This is a genomic window from Sphingomonas sp. R1, from assembly GCF_025960285.1.
In the GTDB taxonomy this organism is placed as follows: Bacteria; Pseudomonadota; Alphaproteobacteria; order Sphingomonadales; family Sphingomonadaceae; genus Sphingomonas.
On sequence record NZ_CP110111.1, the window covers coordinates 134,874 to 151,782 of the forward strand.

17 protein-coding genes are annotated in these 16,909 nt (G+C 66.7%); 10 read left to right on the plus strand and 7 right to left on the minus strand.

What is annotated here, in order from left to right; all coding sequences use genetic code 11:
• Window positions 1–163: 163 nt before the first annotated feature.
• From OIM94_RS20145 to OIM94_RS00770, 6 genes are read right to left on the minus strand one after another with little or no spacing between them, the layout of a single operon-like run.
• A complete protein-coding gene (locus OIM94_RS20145; protein ID WP_319801137.1) occupies window positions 164–2,257 on the minus strand; it encodes a bifunctional glycosyltransferase/UDP-glucuronate decarboxylase in 2,094 nt (697 codons plus the stop codon).
• Window positions 2,254–3,342 carry a glycosyltransferase gene (locus OIM94_RS00750; RefSeq protein WP_264608233.1) on the minus strand — a complete coding sequence of 363 codons (1,089 nt, stop codon included), beginning with the start codon at window positions 3,340–3,342 and terminating at the stop codon, window positions 2,254–2,256. Before OIM94_RS00750 ends, OIM94_RS20145 begins: the two co-directional genes overlap by 4 nt.
• Window positions 3,339–4,454 (minus strand): glycosyltransferase, encoded by a 1,116-nt coding sequence (locus OIM94_RS00755; protein WP_264608234.1) that lies wholly within the window; start codon window positions 4,452–4,454, stop codon window positions 3,339–3,341. The genes OIM94_RS00750 and OIM94_RS00755 overlap by 4 nt, the downstream gene beginning before the upstream one ends.
• Entirely contained in the window at window positions 4,451–5,542 is a 1,092-nt protein-coding gene (locus OIM94_RS00760) for a glycosyltransferase family 4 protein (RefSeq protein ID WP_264608235.1), read from the minus strand. Before OIM94_RS00760 ends, OIM94_RS00755 begins: the two co-directional genes overlap by 4 nt.
• Before the next feature lie 17 nt (window positions 5,543–5,559).
• Window positions 5,560–6,633, minus strand: a complete 1,074-nt coding sequence (locus OIM94_RS00765) for an SDR family NAD(P)-dependent oxidoreductase (RefSeq protein ID WP_264608236.1) — start codon at window positions 6,631–6,633, stop codon at window positions 5,560–5,562.
• A gap of 8 nt (window positions 6,634–6,641) precedes the next feature.
• Window positions 6,642–7,757, minus strand: a complete 1,116-nt coding sequence (locus tag OIM94_RS00770; protein ID WP_319801156.1) for an NAD-dependent epimerase/dehydratase family protein — start codon at window positions 7,755–7,757, stop codon at window positions 6,642–6,644.
• Between the two features lie 242 nt (window positions 7,758–7,999).
• Here OIM94_RS00770 and OIM94_RS00775 point away from each other — a divergent pair, with 242 nt between their 5' ends.
• Genes OIM94_RS00775 through OIM94_RS00790 form a run of 4 tightly spaced genes read left to right on the plus strand, consistent with a single transcriptional unit; the run spans window position 8,000 to window position 11,509 of the window.
• Window positions 8,000–8,599 carry a histidine phosphatase family protein gene (locus OIM94_RS00775; protein ID WP_264608238.1) on the plus strand — a complete coding sequence of 200 codons (600 nt, stop codon included), beginning with the start codon at window positions 8,000–8,002 and terminating at the stop codon, window positions 8,597–8,599.
• Window positions 8,596–9,405, plus strand: coding sequence for a TIGR04290 family methyltransferase (locus tag OIM94_RS00780; protein WP_264608239.1), 810 nt, complete (start codon window positions 8,596–8,598; stop codon window positions 9,403–9,405). Before OIM94_RS00775 ends, OIM94_RS00780 begins: the two co-directional genes overlap by 4 nt.
• A complete protein-coding gene (locus OIM94_RS00785; RefSeq protein WP_264608240.1) occupies window positions 9,402–10,403 on the plus strand; it encodes a glycosyl hydrolase in 1,002 nt (333 codons plus the stop codon). The genes OIM94_RS00780 and OIM94_RS00785 overlap by 4 nt, the downstream gene beginning before the upstream one ends.
• Window positions 10,403–11,509 (plus strand): inositol-3-phosphate synthase, encoded by a 1,107-nt coding sequence (locus OIM94_RS00790; RefSeq protein WP_264608241.1) that lies wholly within the window; start codon window positions 10,403–10,405, stop codon window positions 11,507–11,509. The genes OIM94_RS00785 and OIM94_RS00790 overlap by 1 nt, the downstream gene beginning before the upstream one ends.
• Before the next feature lie 10 nt (window positions 11,510–11,519).
• Here the strand turns inward: OIM94_RS00790 and OIM94_RS00795 are convergent, their stop codons facing one another.
• Window positions 11,520–12,023 carry a DUF1003 domain-containing protein gene (locus OIM94_RS00795; protein ID WP_264608242.1) on the minus strand — a complete coding sequence of 168 codons (504 nt, stop codon included), beginning with the start codon at window positions 12,021–12,023 and terminating at the stop codon, window positions 11,520–11,522.
• A 68-nt stretch (window positions 12,024–12,091) separates the two neighbouring features.
• Here OIM94_RS00795 and OIM94_RS00800 point away from each other — a divergent pair, with 68 nt between their 5' ends.
• The 6 genes from OIM94_RS00800 to OIM94_RS00825 all read left to right on the plus strand — a co-directional run bounded on the left by OIM94_RS00800 (window position 12,092) and on the right by OIM94_RS00825 (window position 16,905).
• On the plus strand, window positions 12,092–13,051 hold the full coding sequence (locus OIM94_RS00800) for an MDR/zinc-dependent alcohol dehydrogenase-like family protein (RefSeq protein WP_264608243.1): 960 nt from the start codon (window positions 12,092–12,094) through the stop codon (window positions 13,049–13,051).
• On the plus strand, window positions 13,048–14,022 hold the full coding sequence (locus OIM94_RS00805; protein WP_264608244.1) for a Gfo/Idh/MocA family protein: 975 nt from the start codon (window positions 13,048–13,050) through the stop codon (window positions 14,020–14,022). The genes OIM94_RS00800 and OIM94_RS00805 overlap by 4 nt, the downstream gene beginning before the upstream one ends.
• A 137-nt stretch (window positions 14,023–14,159) precedes the next feature.
• A complete protein-coding gene (locus OIM94_RS00810) occupies window positions 14,160–14,309 on the plus strand; it encodes a hypothetical protein (RefSeq protein WP_264608245.1) in 150 nt (49 codons plus the stop codon).
• Between the two features lie 16 nt (window positions 14,310–14,325).
• Window positions 14,326–14,919 carry an SRPBCC family protein gene (locus OIM94_RS00815; protein ID WP_264608246.1) on the plus strand — a complete coding sequence of 198 codons (594 nt, stop codon included), beginning with the start codon at window positions 14,326–14,328 and terminating at the stop codon, window positions 14,917–14,919.
• Window positions 14,919–16,109 carry a zinc-dependent alcohol dehydrogenase gene (locus OIM94_RS00820; RefSeq protein WP_264608247.1) on the plus strand — a complete coding sequence of 397 codons (1,191 nt, stop codon included), beginning with the start codon at window positions 14,919–14,921 and terminating at the stop codon, window positions 16,107–16,109. Before OIM94_RS00815 ends, OIM94_RS00820 begins: the two co-directional genes overlap by 1 nt.
• Before the next feature lie 13 nt (window positions 16,110–16,122).
• Window positions 16,123–16,905 carry an SDR family NAD(P)-dependent oxidoreductase gene (locus OIM94_RS00825; protein ID WP_264608248.1) on the plus strand — a complete coding sequence of 261 codons (783 nt, stop codon included), beginning with the start codon at window positions 16,123–16,125 and terminating at the stop codon, window positions 16,903–16,905.
• Window positions 16,906–16,909: the final 4 nt, after the last annotated feature.

Sequence of the window (16,909 nt, forward strand, 5' to 3'; positions counted from 1 at the left end):
CACTCCTTACCGCCGGTCGCTCAAGACGGGCCCGGGTGCCGCGTCCCGGGGGGGCATGCGGCAGGGTGGGACGCGGCGAGCATAGGGATAAATCGTTTCCCGGCAGAGGAAACTACGGCAATAGGTTCAGGGTGGATGCAGTTGGGTGCTCGGCATGCTGAAATTATTCGGCGGCATCCTCCAAAAGGGACGGAACGTCCATGCCGGGCGCCATGGCGCTGGCGAACCAGAAAAACGTCGCGCGCAATCCGTCCGACAGGGCGACGCGCGGCTCCCAGCCGAGCAGATCGCGAGCACGCTGGATGTCAGGCTTGCGGCGACGGGGATCGTCGATCGGAAGCGGATGATATTCAATAGCAAGGGGGCGATGGGAGAGTGCGGCGATCTCTTCGGCCAGAGCTCCGACCGTAAGTTCACAGGGATTCCCGAGGTTTACTGGCTGCATCCCATCGATATCGCTATTCATTAGCAGGATAAGACCCCGCACGAGATCGGAGACATAGCAGAAGCTTCGGGTCTGGGTGCCGTCCCCGTAGAGCGTCAGCGACTTGCCGGAAAGCGCCTGCACGATGAGGTTGGAGACCACCCGTCCATCGTCCAGCTGCATATGCGGGCCATAGGTATTGAAGATCCTGGCGACGCGCACCTCCGCGCGTCCGGTACGGCAGAAATCGAAGGTAAGCGCTTCGGCTGCGCGCTTGCCTTCGTCGTAGCACGCACGTGGGCCAGTACAATTGACCCAGCCGCGATACTCCTCGCGCTGCGGATGGACCTCCGGATCGCCATAGACCTCCGACGTCGACGTCAGCAGGAAGCGCGCGCCAGCCTCTGCCGCTAATCGCAAAAGGCGATCGGTTCCAACCACATTGGTTAGCATCGTGTGCTCGGGATCGACCTGATACTGCGGCGGAGACGCGGCGCAGGCGCAGTTGTAGATCTGCTTGAACCGATGGCTGCGCGCGAGGATGGAGGCGGGCAGCGGATCCACGATGTCGGCCTGGACGAATTCGAATCCGGGCCGCTCCTGCAGCGCGTTCAGATTGGTGCGATTGGACGTCTGGAGATTGTCGATGCAGACCACCTGCTCGCCGCGATCGAGCAGCGCGGCACAAAGATGCGAGCCGATGAATCCGGCCCCACCCGCGACCAAGATGAGCGCGCCGTCCTGCGGATCGCGCCCAAGCCCATGTCGCGGCGCGCCGCGTCTCCGCGCGCCCGCTTCTTCGAGATGCGCCTCGAGTTCCGCGGCGCGGTGCGCAGCGTCGTGTACGTCGAGCAGCCGTCGCCGTGCAGCCGTGCCGATTGCCTGCGCATCGCGGTGCAGTGCGGCGATCGCCTCGTCGGTGCTCGTGGCGAGCAGGATTTCCTCGCCAGGTACGAACAGGCTTTCGATCCCGCTCCATGGATCGGAAAGGATGGGCGTTCCGCACGCCGCCGCCTCGAACAGCCGCACCGAGGGCGACCAGCCCGCCGCGATCATGTCGGCGCGGGTCACGTTCAGCGTCATGCGCGAGGCGGAATAAAAGGCCGGATGGTCGGGTGGGGGCAGGTGTTCGATCCGCTCGACATTGGCGGGCCAGACGATATCGTCGGGATAGCGTGGGCCGGCCACTGCGAAGCGCTTTTCCGGGCAGCGACGCGCGGGCTCCAGCAGGAGCGTCTCCAATGTCGCTTGCCGATCCGGGCTGTAGGTGCCGAGATAGGAGAGATCCCACCGCTTGGGGACATCAAGCGGGCGATAGGCCTCGGTATCGACCGAGCAGTAGAGCGCCCGTGCGGCCGGACTACCTAGGCGGTGCTCGATCCGCTCGAGCGTCGGCCCGCCGGTGAAGCTCAGATACAGATCATAGCCCGCGATCAGCGCAGGCGTCAGATAGTCGCAGATGCCGCGCTCGAGCGCGGCCAGCGTGATCGGGGTGTCGATATCATAGAAGGCGGTCACGCCGCGCGCGGAGCCCTGCACGAACTGGCCGACCTCCACGCCGTCCGGCACGTACGACCCGACGATCACCGCATCGGCTGCGGCGATCGTCTCCCGCCACGCGTCGAGATCGGCGAGGGTGCGGTAATATTCCAGGCGGCAGAAATCGGGATCGCTCAAATCGCGGTGGGCGCCGGCATACCAGGGCACGTCGCGCTCGAGGAACAATACGTCATGTCCCCGGGCGGAGAACGCACGGAGCAGGGCGCGGTAGGTAGTGGCGTGGCCATTGCCCCATGAGGAGCCGAGGCTGAGGCCAAGAACGATCAGCTTCATGCAGCGTTCCTTTCGCGGGGCTGGTAGGCGCGGAGAATGCGATCGACCTGCGCACCGCGGAGATCGTAGCTGTGCTCGGCCAGTACGCGGGCGCGTGCCGCTTCGCCGATGGCTTGGGCGCGCTGCGGGGTCAGCGCGGCGAGGTGATCGGCCACGTCCTGTCCGTCGCGTGCGACCAGCACCTCGCGATCGGGCGTGAGGAAGAGCTCGATGCCCTCCCATGCATCGGTGATCAGGCAGGCTGCCGCCCCGGCCGCCTCGAATACGCGCGTGGCAGGGGAGAAGCCGATCGACGCCATCGAATCGCGCGCAACGTTCAGCACCGCCTGGGGCGTGCAGTTGAAGGCGTTGTGATCGGCGGTGCCGACATGGCCGATCGCGCGCACGTTGGCCGGCAACGCCTTGTCGTGCCAGCCATTGCCGCCGAGCAGGAAAGCGCGTGCCGGCGCAAGGCGGGCGGCCTGCAGGAAGAATTGGTCGATCCGCGCCTCGCGATCGGGCAGCCGGTTGGCCAGCAGCGCAAGATCGGCGGTGAAGCGGGCGTCCGGCGACGCCGGATGATGCGTCGCAGGATCGAGCGCATTGTACACCGGGATACAATCCCGCGCGCCCATCGCCCGATAGGCGTCGATCACGGGGGGACCGCCGCCATAGGTCAGCACCAGGTCGATTTCCGGCAGCATCGTGCGCACCGGATGGGCCGCATCCCCGCGCATTTCGTCGAGAGTAGCGGCGGCGTCCACATCCCAGAAGATGCGCAGTGCATCGGGGCGGGGCGCGGTGCGCAGCGCCTCGATCAGTTCGCGATCGAACACACCGACGCCGCTGGCCTTCACCACCACGTCGGCGTCCTGCGCCTCTGCGAGAACCTGGCGGAGCCCGTCCTCGGTCGCGGGATACACCACCACCTTCGCCCAGGGGGGCGGATCGATGTCGCGGTGCAACTGGCGATCGAATGCATCCGGCTCGTAGAAGGTGATGGCGTGACCGCGTGCGGCGAGAGCCTTCAGGATGCCACGATAATAAGTAGCGGCACCGTTCCAGTAGGAGGAGAGGAGGCTGGATCCGTAAAATGCGATCTTCATGCAGCGTCCTCGACAAGGTGATGTGCGGGAGAAAGCCGGGAGACGATAGCGAGCAGTTCATCGACCCGGTGGGCGCAGCTGTGGCGGGCGCGGATCGTCTCCAGCCCGTGCGCGACGAGTTCGGCCCGAAGCGCGGCATCGTCGCGCATGGCGGCAAGGTGCCGGGTCATCTCCGCGCCGTCCCGCGCGACAAGATAGTCGGTGCCGGGGCGGAACAGCTGTTCGGCATCGTCCCAGGGCGCGGAGACCAGCGGTATGCCGCAGGCAAGCGCCTCGAACACGCGGATCGTGGGAATGCCGGGCAGAATGGTCGCATAATAGCGGCGGGGCACATGCACGGTGGCGAGATGTTGCGCGAAGATCGCGGGCGCATGCGCGTTCGGCGCCCAGCCATGATAGCGCGCGCCGCGCCGGGCGAGCATCGCGGTCGCTTCTGCGGGGTAACGCACGCCATAGATATCGAGCGGTAGCCCGGCGTCTGCGGCCGGGCGGAACAGGAAATGCTCCAGCTCCTCGGTGCGCTCGCCGTCGCCCCAATTGCCGATCCAGACGAGGCCTTGCCGATCGCCTTCCTGCGCCGGCGGCTGAAAACGACGAAGGTCCGCTCCCTCGTGCCATACCCAGACGCGATCGCCCCAGCCCCAGCGGCGATAGACCGCCGCCAGCGCCTCGCCAAAGGCGAGCACGCCGTCATAGTCGTTCAGGTCATAGGCCTGGATCGCATGCGGATCGCTGACCGCGCGGTGATGCGTGTCGTGGAACAGCAGCGTGAAGGTGCCGCCCATCGCCCGCGCATGGCCGATGCGGGAAACCAGTTTGGGATCATTCCATTCATGGACGATCACCAGATCGGCGTCCCCGATCATCTCGGCAGGCGTGCACAACGGGGTGTAGGTGGACGACCGCAGCTCCGGATAGGCCTGGCGATACGGCGCCAGGCCGTCCTGTCCGTGATCGGCGAGCAGATTGGCCAGGCTCCAGGCGCCTTCCGGCTCCCACACCTGCACGTCGTGCCCGCGAGCACACAGGTCGCTCAGCACGCCGCGCAGGAAATGCGCGTTGCCATGATTCCAGCACGATGCCAGCGAATGGGTGAAGTAGACGATCTTCATGCCGCGACCTTTCCGGCGGGCGCGCGCTCTGCGAGGAGCTGGCGGTACAGACGGTGCATGGCTTCGGCCATGCGAGCGGGGGCGTAACGGCGCGCGCGCTCGGCGGCGGCGTCGCCCAAGTGGCGGCGACGGGCGAGGTCGCCGATCACCTCTTCGATCGCCGTTCGGTAGCTAGCGGCATCGCGCGGGGTCACGAATATGGCCACCTCGCCCCACAGCTCCCGGAATACCGGGATGTCGGCGAGCACCAGCGCGCAGCCGGCGGCGGCCGCTTCCAGCACGGCCAGGCCGAACGGTTCGAAGCAGGCTGCCGAGACGAAGACCGGCCGTGCCGCGAGCCGTGCCGCCAGGGCTGGACCGTCCAGCTCGCCCAACAGGTGGAGATGGTCGAGCCGAACCGTTTCGCCGTGCGGCCCGGTGGCTGCGCCGGCGGCATGGAACGGGATGGCGAGTTCGCTCGCGACGGTGTCGAGCAGCGTAGCACCCTTTACCGAGTCCCACAGCCGACCGACGGTGAGCACGCAGTCCTGCGCCGGTTCGTGTCGCGGCGTGACCAGCGGTGTACGTCCGTTGTGCACCACGATCGGTGCCTGCGACAGTTGATACTGGCGCCGCACGACCTCGGCATAGGCGGCCGAGGGGGCGACCACCGCATCGGCCGCGCGAAGGCCCTGCTCGGTCAGGGCGCGGTGCCATTGGAAGCTCTGGTCGAGCGGTCGGTTGGCATGCGCGTGCTGCCACCAGGTGGAGACACAGCCATGGGTGACCGCCAGCATTGGCACGCCCGGGGCGGCCGAGGCGGCGAGGGTGGGCATGTTGAGGTGCACCAGATCGACCTCATGCTGCCGGGCGAGCCGGCCAATCGCCGCGCCTGCCGCGCGTACCCGATCGGGGACATCGCTCAGCCAGTCGAGCGGCAGCCCGGTCTCGACGAAGAGGGTCTTCGGGAGCGCGCCCGCCTCGTCGCGCTGGTCCTGGCGAGGCGCAGGGCCCATCTGCAGCAGGACGGTTTCCACCTCCAGCGCCGCAAGCGCGCGGGCGAGATCGACGCTGTATTGCCAGACGCCGCCCACCGCATCGGTGGTCATCAGTATTCGCAGCCGGGTCACTGCGCGGGTGCCGCCACACGCGGGCCGTCCGCCCAGGCGTCCAGTGGAATGCCGCGCTCGTCGGCGAGCCAGCGGGCGAGAGCAGTCACACCGTTGCGCCAGCCGATCGGTGCATCCAGCCCGAGCGCCGCCTGCGCCTTGCGGGTATCGGCGACGAAATAGCGCTGGTCGCCCGCGCGCCAGTCGTCGAAGTGCAGGTCCAGCGGGCGGCCGGTGACGGACTCGACATGGGCGAGCAGCGTCCGCAGGCTGACGGCATTGGCAGGTCCGCCGCCAAGATTGAGCGCCTGGCCGGCGATGCGATCAATCCTGCGCCACGCCGCGAGATAGGCGTCGACGGCATCCCGCACGTCGAGGATATCCCGCACCTGATGCCCGTCGCCATAGAGCGTGATCGGGCGCCCCTCGAGCGCGCGGATGAGGAAATGGGCGACCCAGCCCTGGTCCTCGGTGCCCATCTGGCGCTGGCCATAGATGCAGCTCATCCGCAGCACCGCTGTCGCCAGGCCGTAGCTGCGGGCGTAATCCAGGACATATTGATCGGCGGCACCCTTCGAACAGCCATAGGGCGTGTGGAAGTCGAGCGGCCGGGTCTCGCCGATGCCGCGGGCGTCCACCGCGGCATCCACGGGCCGATAGCCGCCGTCGCCGCGTTCGAAGGCGAGATCGGCAAGATCACCATAGACCTTGTTGGTGGAGGCGAAGATCACCGGCGGCGGGACCGGCGCGGTACGGGCGGCCTCCAGCAGCGTAAAGGTCGCCGCGATGTTGACCGCGAAATCCTCGGCCGGGTCGGCAAGGCTCGTCGTCACCGCTACCTGCGCGGCAAAATGGAAGACCGCACGCGCGCCGTGGACCGCCGCGCGCAGCGGCTCGGCATCGCGGATGTCGGCGATCACGGGGCGGATACGGTCGCCATGGCGCACCTGCAGCCAGGCAAGATTGCGCTCCACGCCCGGGCGACGCAGCGCGTCGTAGATCACCACGGTCTCGCCTTGCTGTGCCAGCCGATCGGCCAAGTTCGCCCCGATAAAGCCGGCGCCGCCGGTGATCAGGACGGGGCGTGCCATCGCGTCCGTCATGCGACGAGGCCCCGCTTCTCCAGTTCGGCGCGCGCCTGGGCAACGCGGTCCTCGGCGGTCTGCTGCTGCACCCACTCGGCGAGTTCGGCGAGGCCGGTCTCGAAATCCTGTCGTGCCTCGAAACCGAGCCGCTCGCGGGCGAGACTGGTGTCGCAGAAACAGTGACGGATGTCGCCGACACGGGCCTTGCCGACGATCTCCGGCGTGGCATCGTTCCGGCCCATCGCGCGGGCGAGCGCCTCGGCCACCTGCGTCACCGAACGATCGTCGCCCGACCCGATGTTGAACGTCTCGCCGGCCGCCTGCGGCAGCGTGAGCGCTTCGGCGAAGGCGCGGGCGACGTCGCTCACATGGACGAAATCCCGACGCTGCGCGCCATCCTCGAAGATCATCGGGCGTTCGCCGTTGAGCAGTCGCGAGGCGAAGATCGCCAGCACGCCGGTATACGGATTGGAGAGAGCCTGGCCTGGACCGTAGACGTTGAACAGCCGCAGGCACGTCGTCTCGATGCCATAGGGCGCGCCCATGATGTGGGTGGTGCGCTCCTGCACATATTTGTTGAGCGCGTAGATGGAAGCCAGGCTCGGCCGCTTCCACTCGGGCGTGGCCACGGGCTCCAGCGGGCGGCCGTGCGCATCGAGCGGATTCCACTGTTGCTGCCCATCGCGAACGATGCCGCGTTCGGCATTTTCCACCAGCGCTCCATCGGCGTCGCGGTACAGGCCCTCGCCATAGATGCTCATCGACGAGGCGGTGACGACGCGGCGGACAGGATGGTCGATCAGTCGTTCGAACAGCACCGCCGTGCCGACGTCATTGGCGGAGGTATAGCGCTCGACCTCATACATCGACTGCCCGACGCCGACTTCGGCGGCGAGGTGGATGACGCTGTCGACGCCCTGCAGCGCGCGGGCCACCGCTTCGCCATCGCGGACATCGGCGCGGACAAGCTCGACCTCGGCCTCCAGCGCTTCCGGACGATCCCGCGTGCCGTGGACCTGTTCCAGCATCGAATCGAGCACGCGGACCTGATGCCCCCTGCGCAGAAGCTCGGCGGAGACCTGGCAACCGATAAATCCTGCGCCGCCCGTTACGAGCACCTTTTCCGCCATGTTCATGCTTTCCCGTCTTGAAGATTAACATGCGTAAGTTGTGACATGACGGCTAATCGCTAGTCGGTCCGTCTGACAAGAATGCGAACAGCTTCTTCTTCATCTTGTTCCCAAGATTGATCTGGCTCAATCGGTATGTGTTGTACTGAATATGTGAAGATGATGTATGTTATCGGGAACTATCACAGTCGTATGCTTGTTTCATAGCATCTAAGTTGATGCTGTGAGCTGCGTATATTCTGATGACTGCAAAGGTGCACTTGATCCGCCACGGCGCACATGATGATATCGGTCAGGTGCTGAGCGGTCGCAGCGCGCGCTCGCCGCTGTCGCCGGCGGGCCTTGCACAGGCGCAGTGGCTGGCGGCCCGGTTCGCACGGGAAAGCCCGATCGCAGCGATCCATTGCAGCCCGCGCGAGCGGGCACGTGCCACGGCCGAGATCATCGGAGGCCGCATCGGCGTGCGCGCAGAGGTCGTCGAGGCGCTGGACGAAGTGGAGTTCGGCGCCTGGACGGGTAGCAGCTTCGCCGCGCTGGCGCGCGACCCCGAATGGCAGGCCTGGAACCGGCAGCGCTCAATGGTCCGCCCGCCCAACGGCGAGACCATGGCCGAAGCCACGGCGCGGGCGATCGGCCATCTCGACGGGCTGGTCCGGCGGGGTGCCAGCGGGACCCTGCTCTGCGTCAGCCACTGCGACATCATCCGGGGCGTGGTCGCCCATTATCTCGGGCTGGGTCTCGATCGCCTGCTCGCCTTCGACGTGGATCCGGGGTCTGTCAGCACGCTGCTGATCGGGAATTGGGGCGCGCGTCTGCTCACGCTCAACAGGGGACAGGAATGAACAGCCTCGCAGCCGCACGGTCCACGCCGACCGAGGACCTGCGCGCGCGCATCGATGCGCTGGGCCCCTGGTTCCAGAACCTGCGCATCCAGGGTGTCGAGACCGCGCCCGACCATTTCCTGGGCGACTACCCCGCCTTCAAGTTCGCGCGCTTCGCCGATGCGCTACCCGCCGATCTGGAAGGGCGGTCGGTGCTCGACATCGGTTGCAATGCCGGATTCTACGCGTTCGAGATGAAGCGGCGCGGGGCGCGGGAAGTGCTCGGCATCGACAGTGACCCCCGCTACCTCGCCCAGGCGCGCTTTGCGGCCGACGCGTTGGGCTTCGACGACGTTCGGTTCGAGCAATGCTCGGTCTATGACGTGGCGGCGCTCGGGCGGCGCTTCGACGTCGTGATCTTCATGGGCGTACTCTACCATCTGCGCCACCCGCTGTTGGCGCTGGACCTGATCCGCGAACATGTCGCGGGCGAATACATGCTGTTCCAGACGATGCAGCAGGGGTCCGACGCCGTGGCGGACGTGCCGGAGGATCACCCCTTCCACATGCCCGGTACCTTCGATCCGCCGGGCTATTTCGACGATCCTGGGTATCCCAAGCTGCATTTTATCGAGCGCCACTTCGCGAGCGACTGGACCAACTGGTGGGCGCCCAACGCCGCGGCCTCCCAGGCGATGCTGCGCGCGGCGGGCTTCACCATCGAGGCGAACCCGGAATCCGAAGTCTATTGGTGCCGCGTCGCCGACGTGCCGTTCGTCGCCGACGGGCTGGCAGCCGTCTATACGTCGCGGGGAGCGGGCGCATGATCGAAGCGGCGATGCTCTGGAACGAGCCCAACAACAAGTCGCACTGGGACCCGGCGATCGATCCCGACTGGTCGCTGTTCGCGCAGCATGTGATCGCCGCGGGCAATGCCATCCGCGCAGTGAACCCGAACCTGCCGCGCGTGCTCGGCGGCATGTCGCCGATCGATCCGCACTGGTTACGACGGATGGAGGCGCATGGCGCGCTGGAGGCGGTGGACGTGGTGGCGGTTCACGGCTTCCCGCTCGACTGGAATCTCTGGCCGCTCGCCGCCTGGCCGGACAAGATCGCCGAGATCCAGGCGGTGACCGACAAGCCCGTCTGGGTAACCGAAGTCGGGGTCAGTTCGTTTGGCGCGGAAGAGGTCCAGGCGTTCGGCCTGCGCCGCACGGCCGAACTGCTGCGCGGCAAGGCGGAGCGCGTCTTCTGGTATTCGCTGTTCGACCTGCCGACGAGCTGGGGCGCCGAGACGCGGCATCGCGAGGCGGAGGGCTCTTCCTATTTCCGCCATTTCTACCTGGGCCTGATCCGCGAGGACGGCACGCCGAAGCCTGCGCTCGACGTCTATGCCGAGCACGCCGCCGAGATCGGGCTGATGCAGTGGTTCCATTTCCACGATCCCAGACTCGACGAGGCGATGGCGTGGATGAAGCGGCTGGGTACGCGGCGCATCCGCACCGGGCTCAGCTGGGCGGACAGCTTTCGCGAGGGCGCGCTCGACTGGTTCGACCGGCAGATGGAGGCGCTGGCGGACTTCGACGTCACCGTCACCTTCTGCTTCACCCCTGCGCATCTGGGCATCGCGCCGCACCACACCAGTCCCGCGCGCGATCCGCAGGCCTTTGCCGATTTCTGCGCCTGGATGATCGATCGCTATGCCGGCACCGCGACGATCGCGCCTTCCGCGGCCCCGGTGACGCTGGCGGCCCGCCAGCCCGAGCTCAACCCTTTGCTGTTCAACCGCGACGAGCGTCTCGCCGCCGAGAGAAAGTCCGCCTGATGCTCTCCCCAGACCGCCATGCCATCAATGTCGCGCTGGTTGGCGTCGGCAACTGTGCCAGCTCGCTTGTGCAGGGGATCGAGCACTACCGCGCCGGCGCCAACGACATGGTCGGGCTGATGCACCGGGAGCTGGGTGGCTATGCCCCGAGCGACATCCGCGTGGTTGCGGCCTGGGATGTGGACCGCCGCAAGGTGGGGCAGGACGTCGCCGAGGCAATCTTCGCCAAGCCGAACTGTACCACCGTGTTCTGCAAGGAGGTCCGGCACACCGGCGCCAGGGTGCGGATGGGGCGGGTGCTGGACGGTGTCGCCGACCACATGGCCGACTACCCGCAGGAGCGTACCTTCCTGCTCGATGATAGCGCCGAGCCGGACAAGGATGCCGTGGTTCAGGCGCTGCGCGAAACCCATGCGCATGTTCTGATGAACTATCTGCCGGTCGGCGCGCAGGCGGCCACCGAGTTCTACGCCGAGTGCGCGCTCGAAGCCGGCGTGGCGTTCGTCAACAACATCCCCGTCTTCATCGCCAGCGATCCGGCATGGGCGGCGCGGTTCGAAGCGGCCGGCGTGCCTATCATCGGCGACGACATCAAGGCGCAGCTAGGCGCAACCATCGTCCACCGCGTGCTGACGGACCTGTTCCGCAAGCGTGGCGTCAAGCTGGAGCGAACCTACCAGCTCAATACCGGCGGCAACACCGACTTCCTCAACATGCTCAACCGCACCCGGCTGGCCTCGAAGAAGGAGTCCAAGACGGAAGCCGTGCAGTCGGTCGCAGAAACGCGGCTGGAAGATGCGAATATCCATGTCGGCCCCAGCGACTATGTCGCCTGGCAGAACGACAACAAGATCTGCTTCCTGCGGATGGAGGGCCAGATGTTCGGTGGCGTGCCGATGAATCTGGAGCTGCGCCTGTCGGTGGAGGACAGCCCGAACAGCGCGGGCGTGGCGATCGACATGATCCGCTGCGCCAAGCTCGCACAGGATCGCGGGCTGCGCGGGGCGATCCATCCTGCGGCCGCCTGGTTCTGCAAGCACCCGCCCGAGCAGATGCCGGACGACGCGGCCTATGCGGCGGTGGAAGCGTTCATCGCGGGAAACTGAAATGGGATCTTCAGTCGATCCCCTGTTCCCTCCGGCTTTCGTCGAGCGCGTCGAGCACCCGGACGGGCTCCACATCGGCATGGATTTCCGCGAAGCCGGGGTCGTCCTGCCGCACCTCGAGCCGTTCCGCGATGCGCTCGATCAGTCGGGCCAGCTTGGTCAGTTCGTGCTCGGTCAGCAGGCTGACATGCAGGTCGAGGTCCGCGCGGCGATCGGCCACCGCGGCCATGCGGTTCTGGCTGATCAGCACGAAGGTGGAAAGGAAGATCGCCTCCACCGACGCCACCATCGCCAGGGCGACGAAGGTGGGATCGAAGCGCGGCACGACCGGCAGCACGCCCACATTGACCGAAATCCACAACCCGAAGAGGACGAGATGCAGCACTACGAACGTCATCGATCCCGTGAAACGGGTGATCCGGTCCGCCACCTTGTCACTGAGCGGTGCGCGCTCAGCATCCTCGCGCTGCCGCCTCGTGAGATCTTCGATGTTCTGGCGGAGCGTGGCGCCCATGCCTTGGCGTGGTTCGATCATTCTCAAACAACTTCAAGCAAACTCAATTGGTTGCAGGAGGAGTGCGCATGATGCGCGCGGCGGTTCTGGAAGCGCCGGAGCGGATCCGGATCGATGGGGCGACGCTCCCCACGCCCGGCCCCGGCGAGGTGCGCATCCGGCTGGAAGGCTGCGGGGTCTGCGCCTCCAATGTCGGGCCTTGGCAGGGGCAGCCGTGGAGCCAGTTCCCCGGTGACCCCGGCGGTCTCGGCCATGAGGGCTGGGGCGAGATCGATGCGGTGGGGGAGAGCGTCGAGGGCGTTTCGCCTGGCGACCGGGTAGCCTCGCTCGCCTTCCGCAGCTTCGCGGACTATGACGTCGCCCGGGCGGACAGGGTGGTGAAGCTGCCGGACAGTCTCTCGGGCAAGCCCTTTCCGGGCGAGCCGCTCGGCTGCGCGTTCAACATCTTCCGCCGCAGCGACATTCGTGAAGGCCAGACGGTGGCAATCATCGGCATCGGCTTTCTCGGCGCGGTGCTGACCAAGCTCGCCAGCGATGTCGGCGCGCGGGTGATCGCCATCTCGCGGCGAGAGGAATCGCTCGATCTCGCCCGCCGCTTCGGCGCGGCCGAGACGATCCCGATGCACGATCACTACGCCATCCTCGATGCGGTGAAGACGCTGACCGGCGAGGCGATGTGCGACCGGGTGATCGAGGCGGTCGGCAAGCAATGGCCGCTCGATCTGGCGGGCGAATTGGTCGGGTTCGGCGGCAAGTTGATCGTCGCCGGCTATCACCAGGACGGGCCGCGCCAGGTCAACATGCAGGGGTGGAACTGGAAGGGGATCGACGTGATCAACGCGCACGAACGGGATCCCGAGGTGCAGATGCGGGGTCTGCGCGAGGCGGTGGATGCGGTGGCCGGCGGCAGGCTCGATCCCACGCCGCTCTACACGCATCGCTATGCGCTCGAACAGCTCGGCGAGGCGCTCGCTGCCACGCGCGACAAGCCCGGGCATTTCGTCAAGGCCCTGGTCATGCTGCGATGAGGCCGCGCATCGGGTTTCTGGGCACCGGCTGGATCGGGCGCCACCGGATGGATGCCATGGTCGCCACCGGCGCGATCGAGCCTGCCGCCTTCGCCGATCCGTCGCCCGAATGTGCCGCGCAGGCGCGGGCATGTGCTCCGGGTGCCGTGCAGGTCGATGGCCTGGATGCGCTGCTGGCGCTGGGGCTGGACGGCATCGCCATCGCCACGCCCAGCGCGATGCATGCCGAGCAGAGCATCCGCGCGCTGGACGCCGGCGTCGCGGTGTTCTGCCAGAAGCCGCTCGGTCGTACCGCGGCCGAGGTTGATGCCGTCCTCGCGGCGGCGCGCCGGGCCGATCGGCTGCTCGGTGTCGATCTGTCCTATCGCCACACCGCGGGCATGCAGGCGATCGCCGACCTGGCGCGGAGCGGCGCGCTCGGCGACGTCTTCGCGGTCGATCTGCTGTTCCATAATGCCTATGGGCCGGACAAACCGTGGTTCTACGATCCCGTGCAGTCCGGCGGCGGCTGCGTGATCGATCTCGGCGTGCATCTGGTGGACCTTGCGCTGTGGACGCTCGGATTCCCGGCCGTGGCGGGCGTTACCGCGTCGCTGCGCGCGCAGGGGCGGCCGCTTGGCGCCGAACAGGTCGAGGACTATGCAACGGCAGCCTTCCGCGCGGGCACTGCCGATGTGCGGCTGGCCTGCTCCTGGCGGGTACATGCCGGCACGGATGCGGAGATCGCGGCGGTGTTCTACGGCACACAGGGCGGCGCGGCGCTCCGCAATGTCGGCGGCAGCTTCTACGATTTTGTCGCGGAGCGGTTTACCGGCACGTCCAAGACGGTGCTGGCGTGCCCACCGGATGCCTGGGGCGGGCGGGCGGCGGCCGCATGGGCAGAACAACTGGCCCGATCGCCGCAGTTCGACCCGGAGGCGGCGCATTTCGCGCGCTCGGCGGAGGTGCTGGATCGGATCTACGGGCGGTAGGTCCGGTTTGCAGCGCCGATGCGGGCACCATTTGCAGTATCGCGCCTAACACACGTTACTTTCAACAATAATTGCAACTCCGCTGTGCGCCGGTGGTTACCTTCTGCACCTCCCCCTAATGTGCAGGAGACTGGATCATGGCCAGCCCGCCGAACGATCCCGAGATGCGTGACGAACAGCGCGACCCCGGCTCGCCGGAGACCAACCCCGCCGCAACGTCTACCCCGGCACCCGCCGAAGGCAGCGACGATCTTCCCCCGAAACAGCCCGGTTCGCCCCAGGGCTGAGCCGCACGGAGGCTTTATGGCTGATACGATGAACCGCGCGTCGCAGGACGACGCGCCGCTGAGCACTGCCAACGACCAACGCAAGGCGATCGACGAGGCGACCGACGGCCTGATCGTCCAGCGCGGCGACAAGCTTGTCGCGCGCGCCGTGACGATCAACCGCCCGCGCGCCGAACTCTACGCCTTCTGGCGCGATTTCAGCAACCTGCCGCCGATCCTCGACAATGTCGTACGGATCGAGGTGCTCGATCGCGAGCGCAGTCACTGGGTGGTCAAATCGCCCGGTGGCGGCATTGTCGAATGGGATTCGCGCATCACCGAGGACCGCGACGGCGAACTGATCGCCTGGGCATCCGAGGAGGGCGCCGACATCCCCAATAGCGGCCGAATCGAGTTTCGCGATGCCGGCAGCCGCGGCACCGTGGTGGTAGCCACGATCAACTATGATCAGCCCTTCGGCACGCTGGGTCGCGTGATCTCGCGCATTTTCCAGCGCGAACCGAAGATGCAAGCGCAGCGCGACCTGCGGCGCTTCAAGCAGCTGATGGAAACCGGTGAAGTCGCGACGTCGTCGCGCACCCACAAGCAACTCGAAGAGGAGCGGAGCTGATGCGCGCACTCACCTGGCACGGCAAGCACGACGTCCGCGTCGACACGGTCGACGATCCCGAGATCCTCAACCCGCGCGATGCGATCATCAAGATCACCTCCACCGCGATCTGCGGTTCGGATCTCCATCTGTATGACGGCTTCATCCCGACGATGATGGCCGGCGACATTCTCGGCCACGAATTCATGGGCGAGGTCGTGGAGGTCGGCGCCGGCTCGACGCTGAAGAAGGGGCAGCGCGTGGTGGTGCCGTTCACCATCTCGTGCGGCTCCTGCTATCATTGCGGCAAGCACCAATATTCGGCCTGCGAGAACGGGCTGCCCGCCGACAACCAGGATATTGCACAGGAAATGTACGGCCAGCCCATGGCCGGGCTGTTCGGCTACAGCCACATGACCGGCGGCTATGCCGGCGGCCAGGCGGAATATGTCCGCGTGCCGTTCAGTGATGTGGGCCCGATCGTGGTCCCGGACGGGATCGAGGACGACAAGGTGCTTTTCCTCTCCGACATCCTGCCCACCGGCTGGATGGCGGCGGAAAATGCCGAGATCGAACCCGGCGACACGGTCGCCGTGTGGGGCTGCGGGCCTGTGGGCCTGTTCGCCGTGCAGTCGGCTTTCCTGATGGGCGCCGAGCGGGTGATCGCGATCGACCATTTCCCGCGCCGCCTCGAACTCGCCCGCCGCTTCGGCGCGGAAACGATCAACTTCGAGGAAACCGATACGGCGGCGGCGCTGTTCGAGATGACCGGCGGCATCGGGCCCGATGCGGTAATCGACAGCGTCGGCCTGGAGGCGCACGGCTTCTTCGCGGACAATGTGCTCGACCAGATCAAGAAGTCGACCTTCCTCGGCACCGACCGCATCCACTCGATCCGCCAGGCGATCCTTGCCTGCCGAAAGGGTGGCCGCGTCTCGATGCCGGCCGTCTATGGAGGCTTCGTCGACAAGTTCCCGCTCGGCGCGCTGATGGAGAAGGGCCTGACGCTCAAGACCGGGCAGACGCATGTTCAGCATTACATGCCCGCCCTGCTCAACGCGATCCTGGAAGAGAAGATCGATACCACCTTCCTGATCAGCCACATCCTGCCGCTCGAGCAGGCACCGCAGGGCTACAAGATGTTCCACGACAATCAGAACGAAGTGACCAAGGTCGTGCTGAAGCCTGGCATGGCGCTGGCGGCCGAATAAGGAGGGAACGGACATGGCGAATAAATTTGCGATCGTGACCGGCGCCTCGAGCGGCATCGGTCTGGAACTGGCGCGGCTCGCGGCGCGCGACGGCTATGATCTGCTGGTCGTCGCCGACACGCCGCTGGTCGACGCGGCGGCCGCGCTCAGGGGCGAGGGTGTGGAGGTGCAGTCGGTCGAGACCGACCTGTCCACCATCGAAGGCGTCGATCGGCTGCTGGCGGCCGCCGGTGGTCGGCGGGTCGACCTGCTTTGCGCCAATGCCGGTCACGGACTGGGCGGCGGCTTCCTCGACCAGGACGTCTCCGAATGGCGACACGTGATCGACACCAATATCACCGGCACCGCCTATCTGCTCCAGAAAGTGCTGCGCCAGATGCGGGATGCCGGCGAGGGCAAGGTGCTGATCACCGGCTCGATCGCGGGCTGGATCCCCGGTAGCTTCCAGGCGGTCTATAACGGCACGAAGGCGTTCGTGGACAATTTCGCCGCGGCGATCCGCAACGAGCTCAAGGAGGTGAAGGGCATCACCATCACCACCCTGCTGCCGGGTCCGGTCGAGACCGAGTTCTTCGAACGCGCCGGCATGATGGACACCAAGGTCGGCCAGAGCGAGAGCAAGTCCGATCCGGTGGACGTCGCCAAGGATGGCTGGACGGCGCTGATGAAGGGCACGGACAATATCGTCTCGGGCATCTCGAACAAGCTGCAGGTCGCCGGCGCGGGCGTACTGCCGCAGTCGGTGACGGCTGAGCAGCATCGCAAGATCGCGGAACCCGGCAGCGGCGAGCGCTGACGGT

Excerpts from the sequence above, each read along its gene's own strand:
- OIM94_RS20145 (WP_319801137.1), bottom strand. The coding sequence starts at position 2,257 with ATGAAGCTGATCGTTCTTGGCCTCAGCCTCGGCTCCTCATGGGGCAAT.
- OIM94_RS00750 (WP_264608233.1), bottom strand. The coding sequence starts at position 3,342 with ATGAAGATCGCATTTTACGGATCCAGCCTCCTCTCCTCCTACTGGAAC.
- OIM94_RS00755 (WP_264608234.1), bottom strand. The coding sequence starts at position 4,454 with ATGAAGATCGTCTACTTCACCCATTCGCTGGCATCGTGCTGGAATCAT.
- OIM94_RS00760 (WP_264608235.1), bottom strand. The coding sequence starts at position 5,542 with ATGACCACCGATGCGGTGGGCGGCGTCTGGCAATACAGCGTCGATCTC.
- OIM94_RS00765 (WP_264608236.1), bottom strand. The coding sequence starts at position 6,633 with ATGGCACGCCCCGTCCTGATCACCGGCGGCGCCGGCTTTATCGGGGCG.
- OIM94_RS00770 (WP_319801156.1), bottom strand. The coding sequence starts at position 7,757 with ATGGCGGAAAAGGTGCTCGTAACGGGCGGCGCAGGATTTATCGGTTGC.
- OIM94_RS00775 (WP_264608238.1), top strand. The coding sequence starts at position 8,000 with ATGACTGCAAAGGTGCACTTGATCCGCCACGGCGCACATGATGATATC.
- OIM94_RS00780 (WP_264608239.1), top strand. The coding sequence starts at position 8,596 with ATGAACAGCCTCGCAGCCGCACGGTCCACGCCGACCGAGGACCTGCGC.
- OIM94_RS00785 (WP_264608240.1), top strand. The coding sequence starts at position 9,402 with ATGATCGAAGCGGCGATGCTCTGGAACGAGCCCAACAACAAGTCGCAC.
- OIM94_RS00790 (WP_264608241.1), top strand. The coding sequence starts at position 10,403 with ATGCTCTCCCCAGACCGCCATGCCATCAATGTCGCGCTGGTTGGCGTC.
- OIM94_RS00795 (WP_264608242.1), bottom strand. The coding sequence starts at position 12,023 with ATGGGCGCCACGCTCCGCCAGAACATCGAAGATCTCACGAGGCGGCAG.
- OIM94_RS00800 (WP_264608243.1), top strand. The coding sequence starts at position 12,092 with ATGATGCGCGCGGCGGTTCTGGAAGCGCCGGAGCGGATCCGGATCGAT.
- OIM94_RS00805 (WP_264608244.1), top strand. The coding sequence starts at position 13,048 with ATGAGGCCGCGCATCGGGTTTCTGGGCACCGGCTGGATCGGGCGCCAC.
- OIM94_RS00810 (WP_264608245.1), top strand. The coding sequence starts at position 14,160 with ATGGCCAGCCCGCCGAACGATCCCGAGATGCGTGACGAACAGCGCGAC.
- OIM94_RS00815 (WP_264608246.1), top strand. The coding sequence starts at position 14,326 with ATGGCTGATACGATGAACCGCGCGTCGCAGGACGACGCGCCGCTGAGC.
- OIM94_RS00820 (WP_264608247.1), top strand. The coding sequence starts at position 14,919 with ATGCGCGCACTCACCTGGCACGGCAAGCACGACGTCCGCGTCGACACG.
- OIM94_RS00825 (WP_264608248.1), top strand. The coding sequence starts at position 16,123 with ATGGCGAATAAATTTGCGATCGTGACCGGCGCCTCGAGCGGCATCGGT.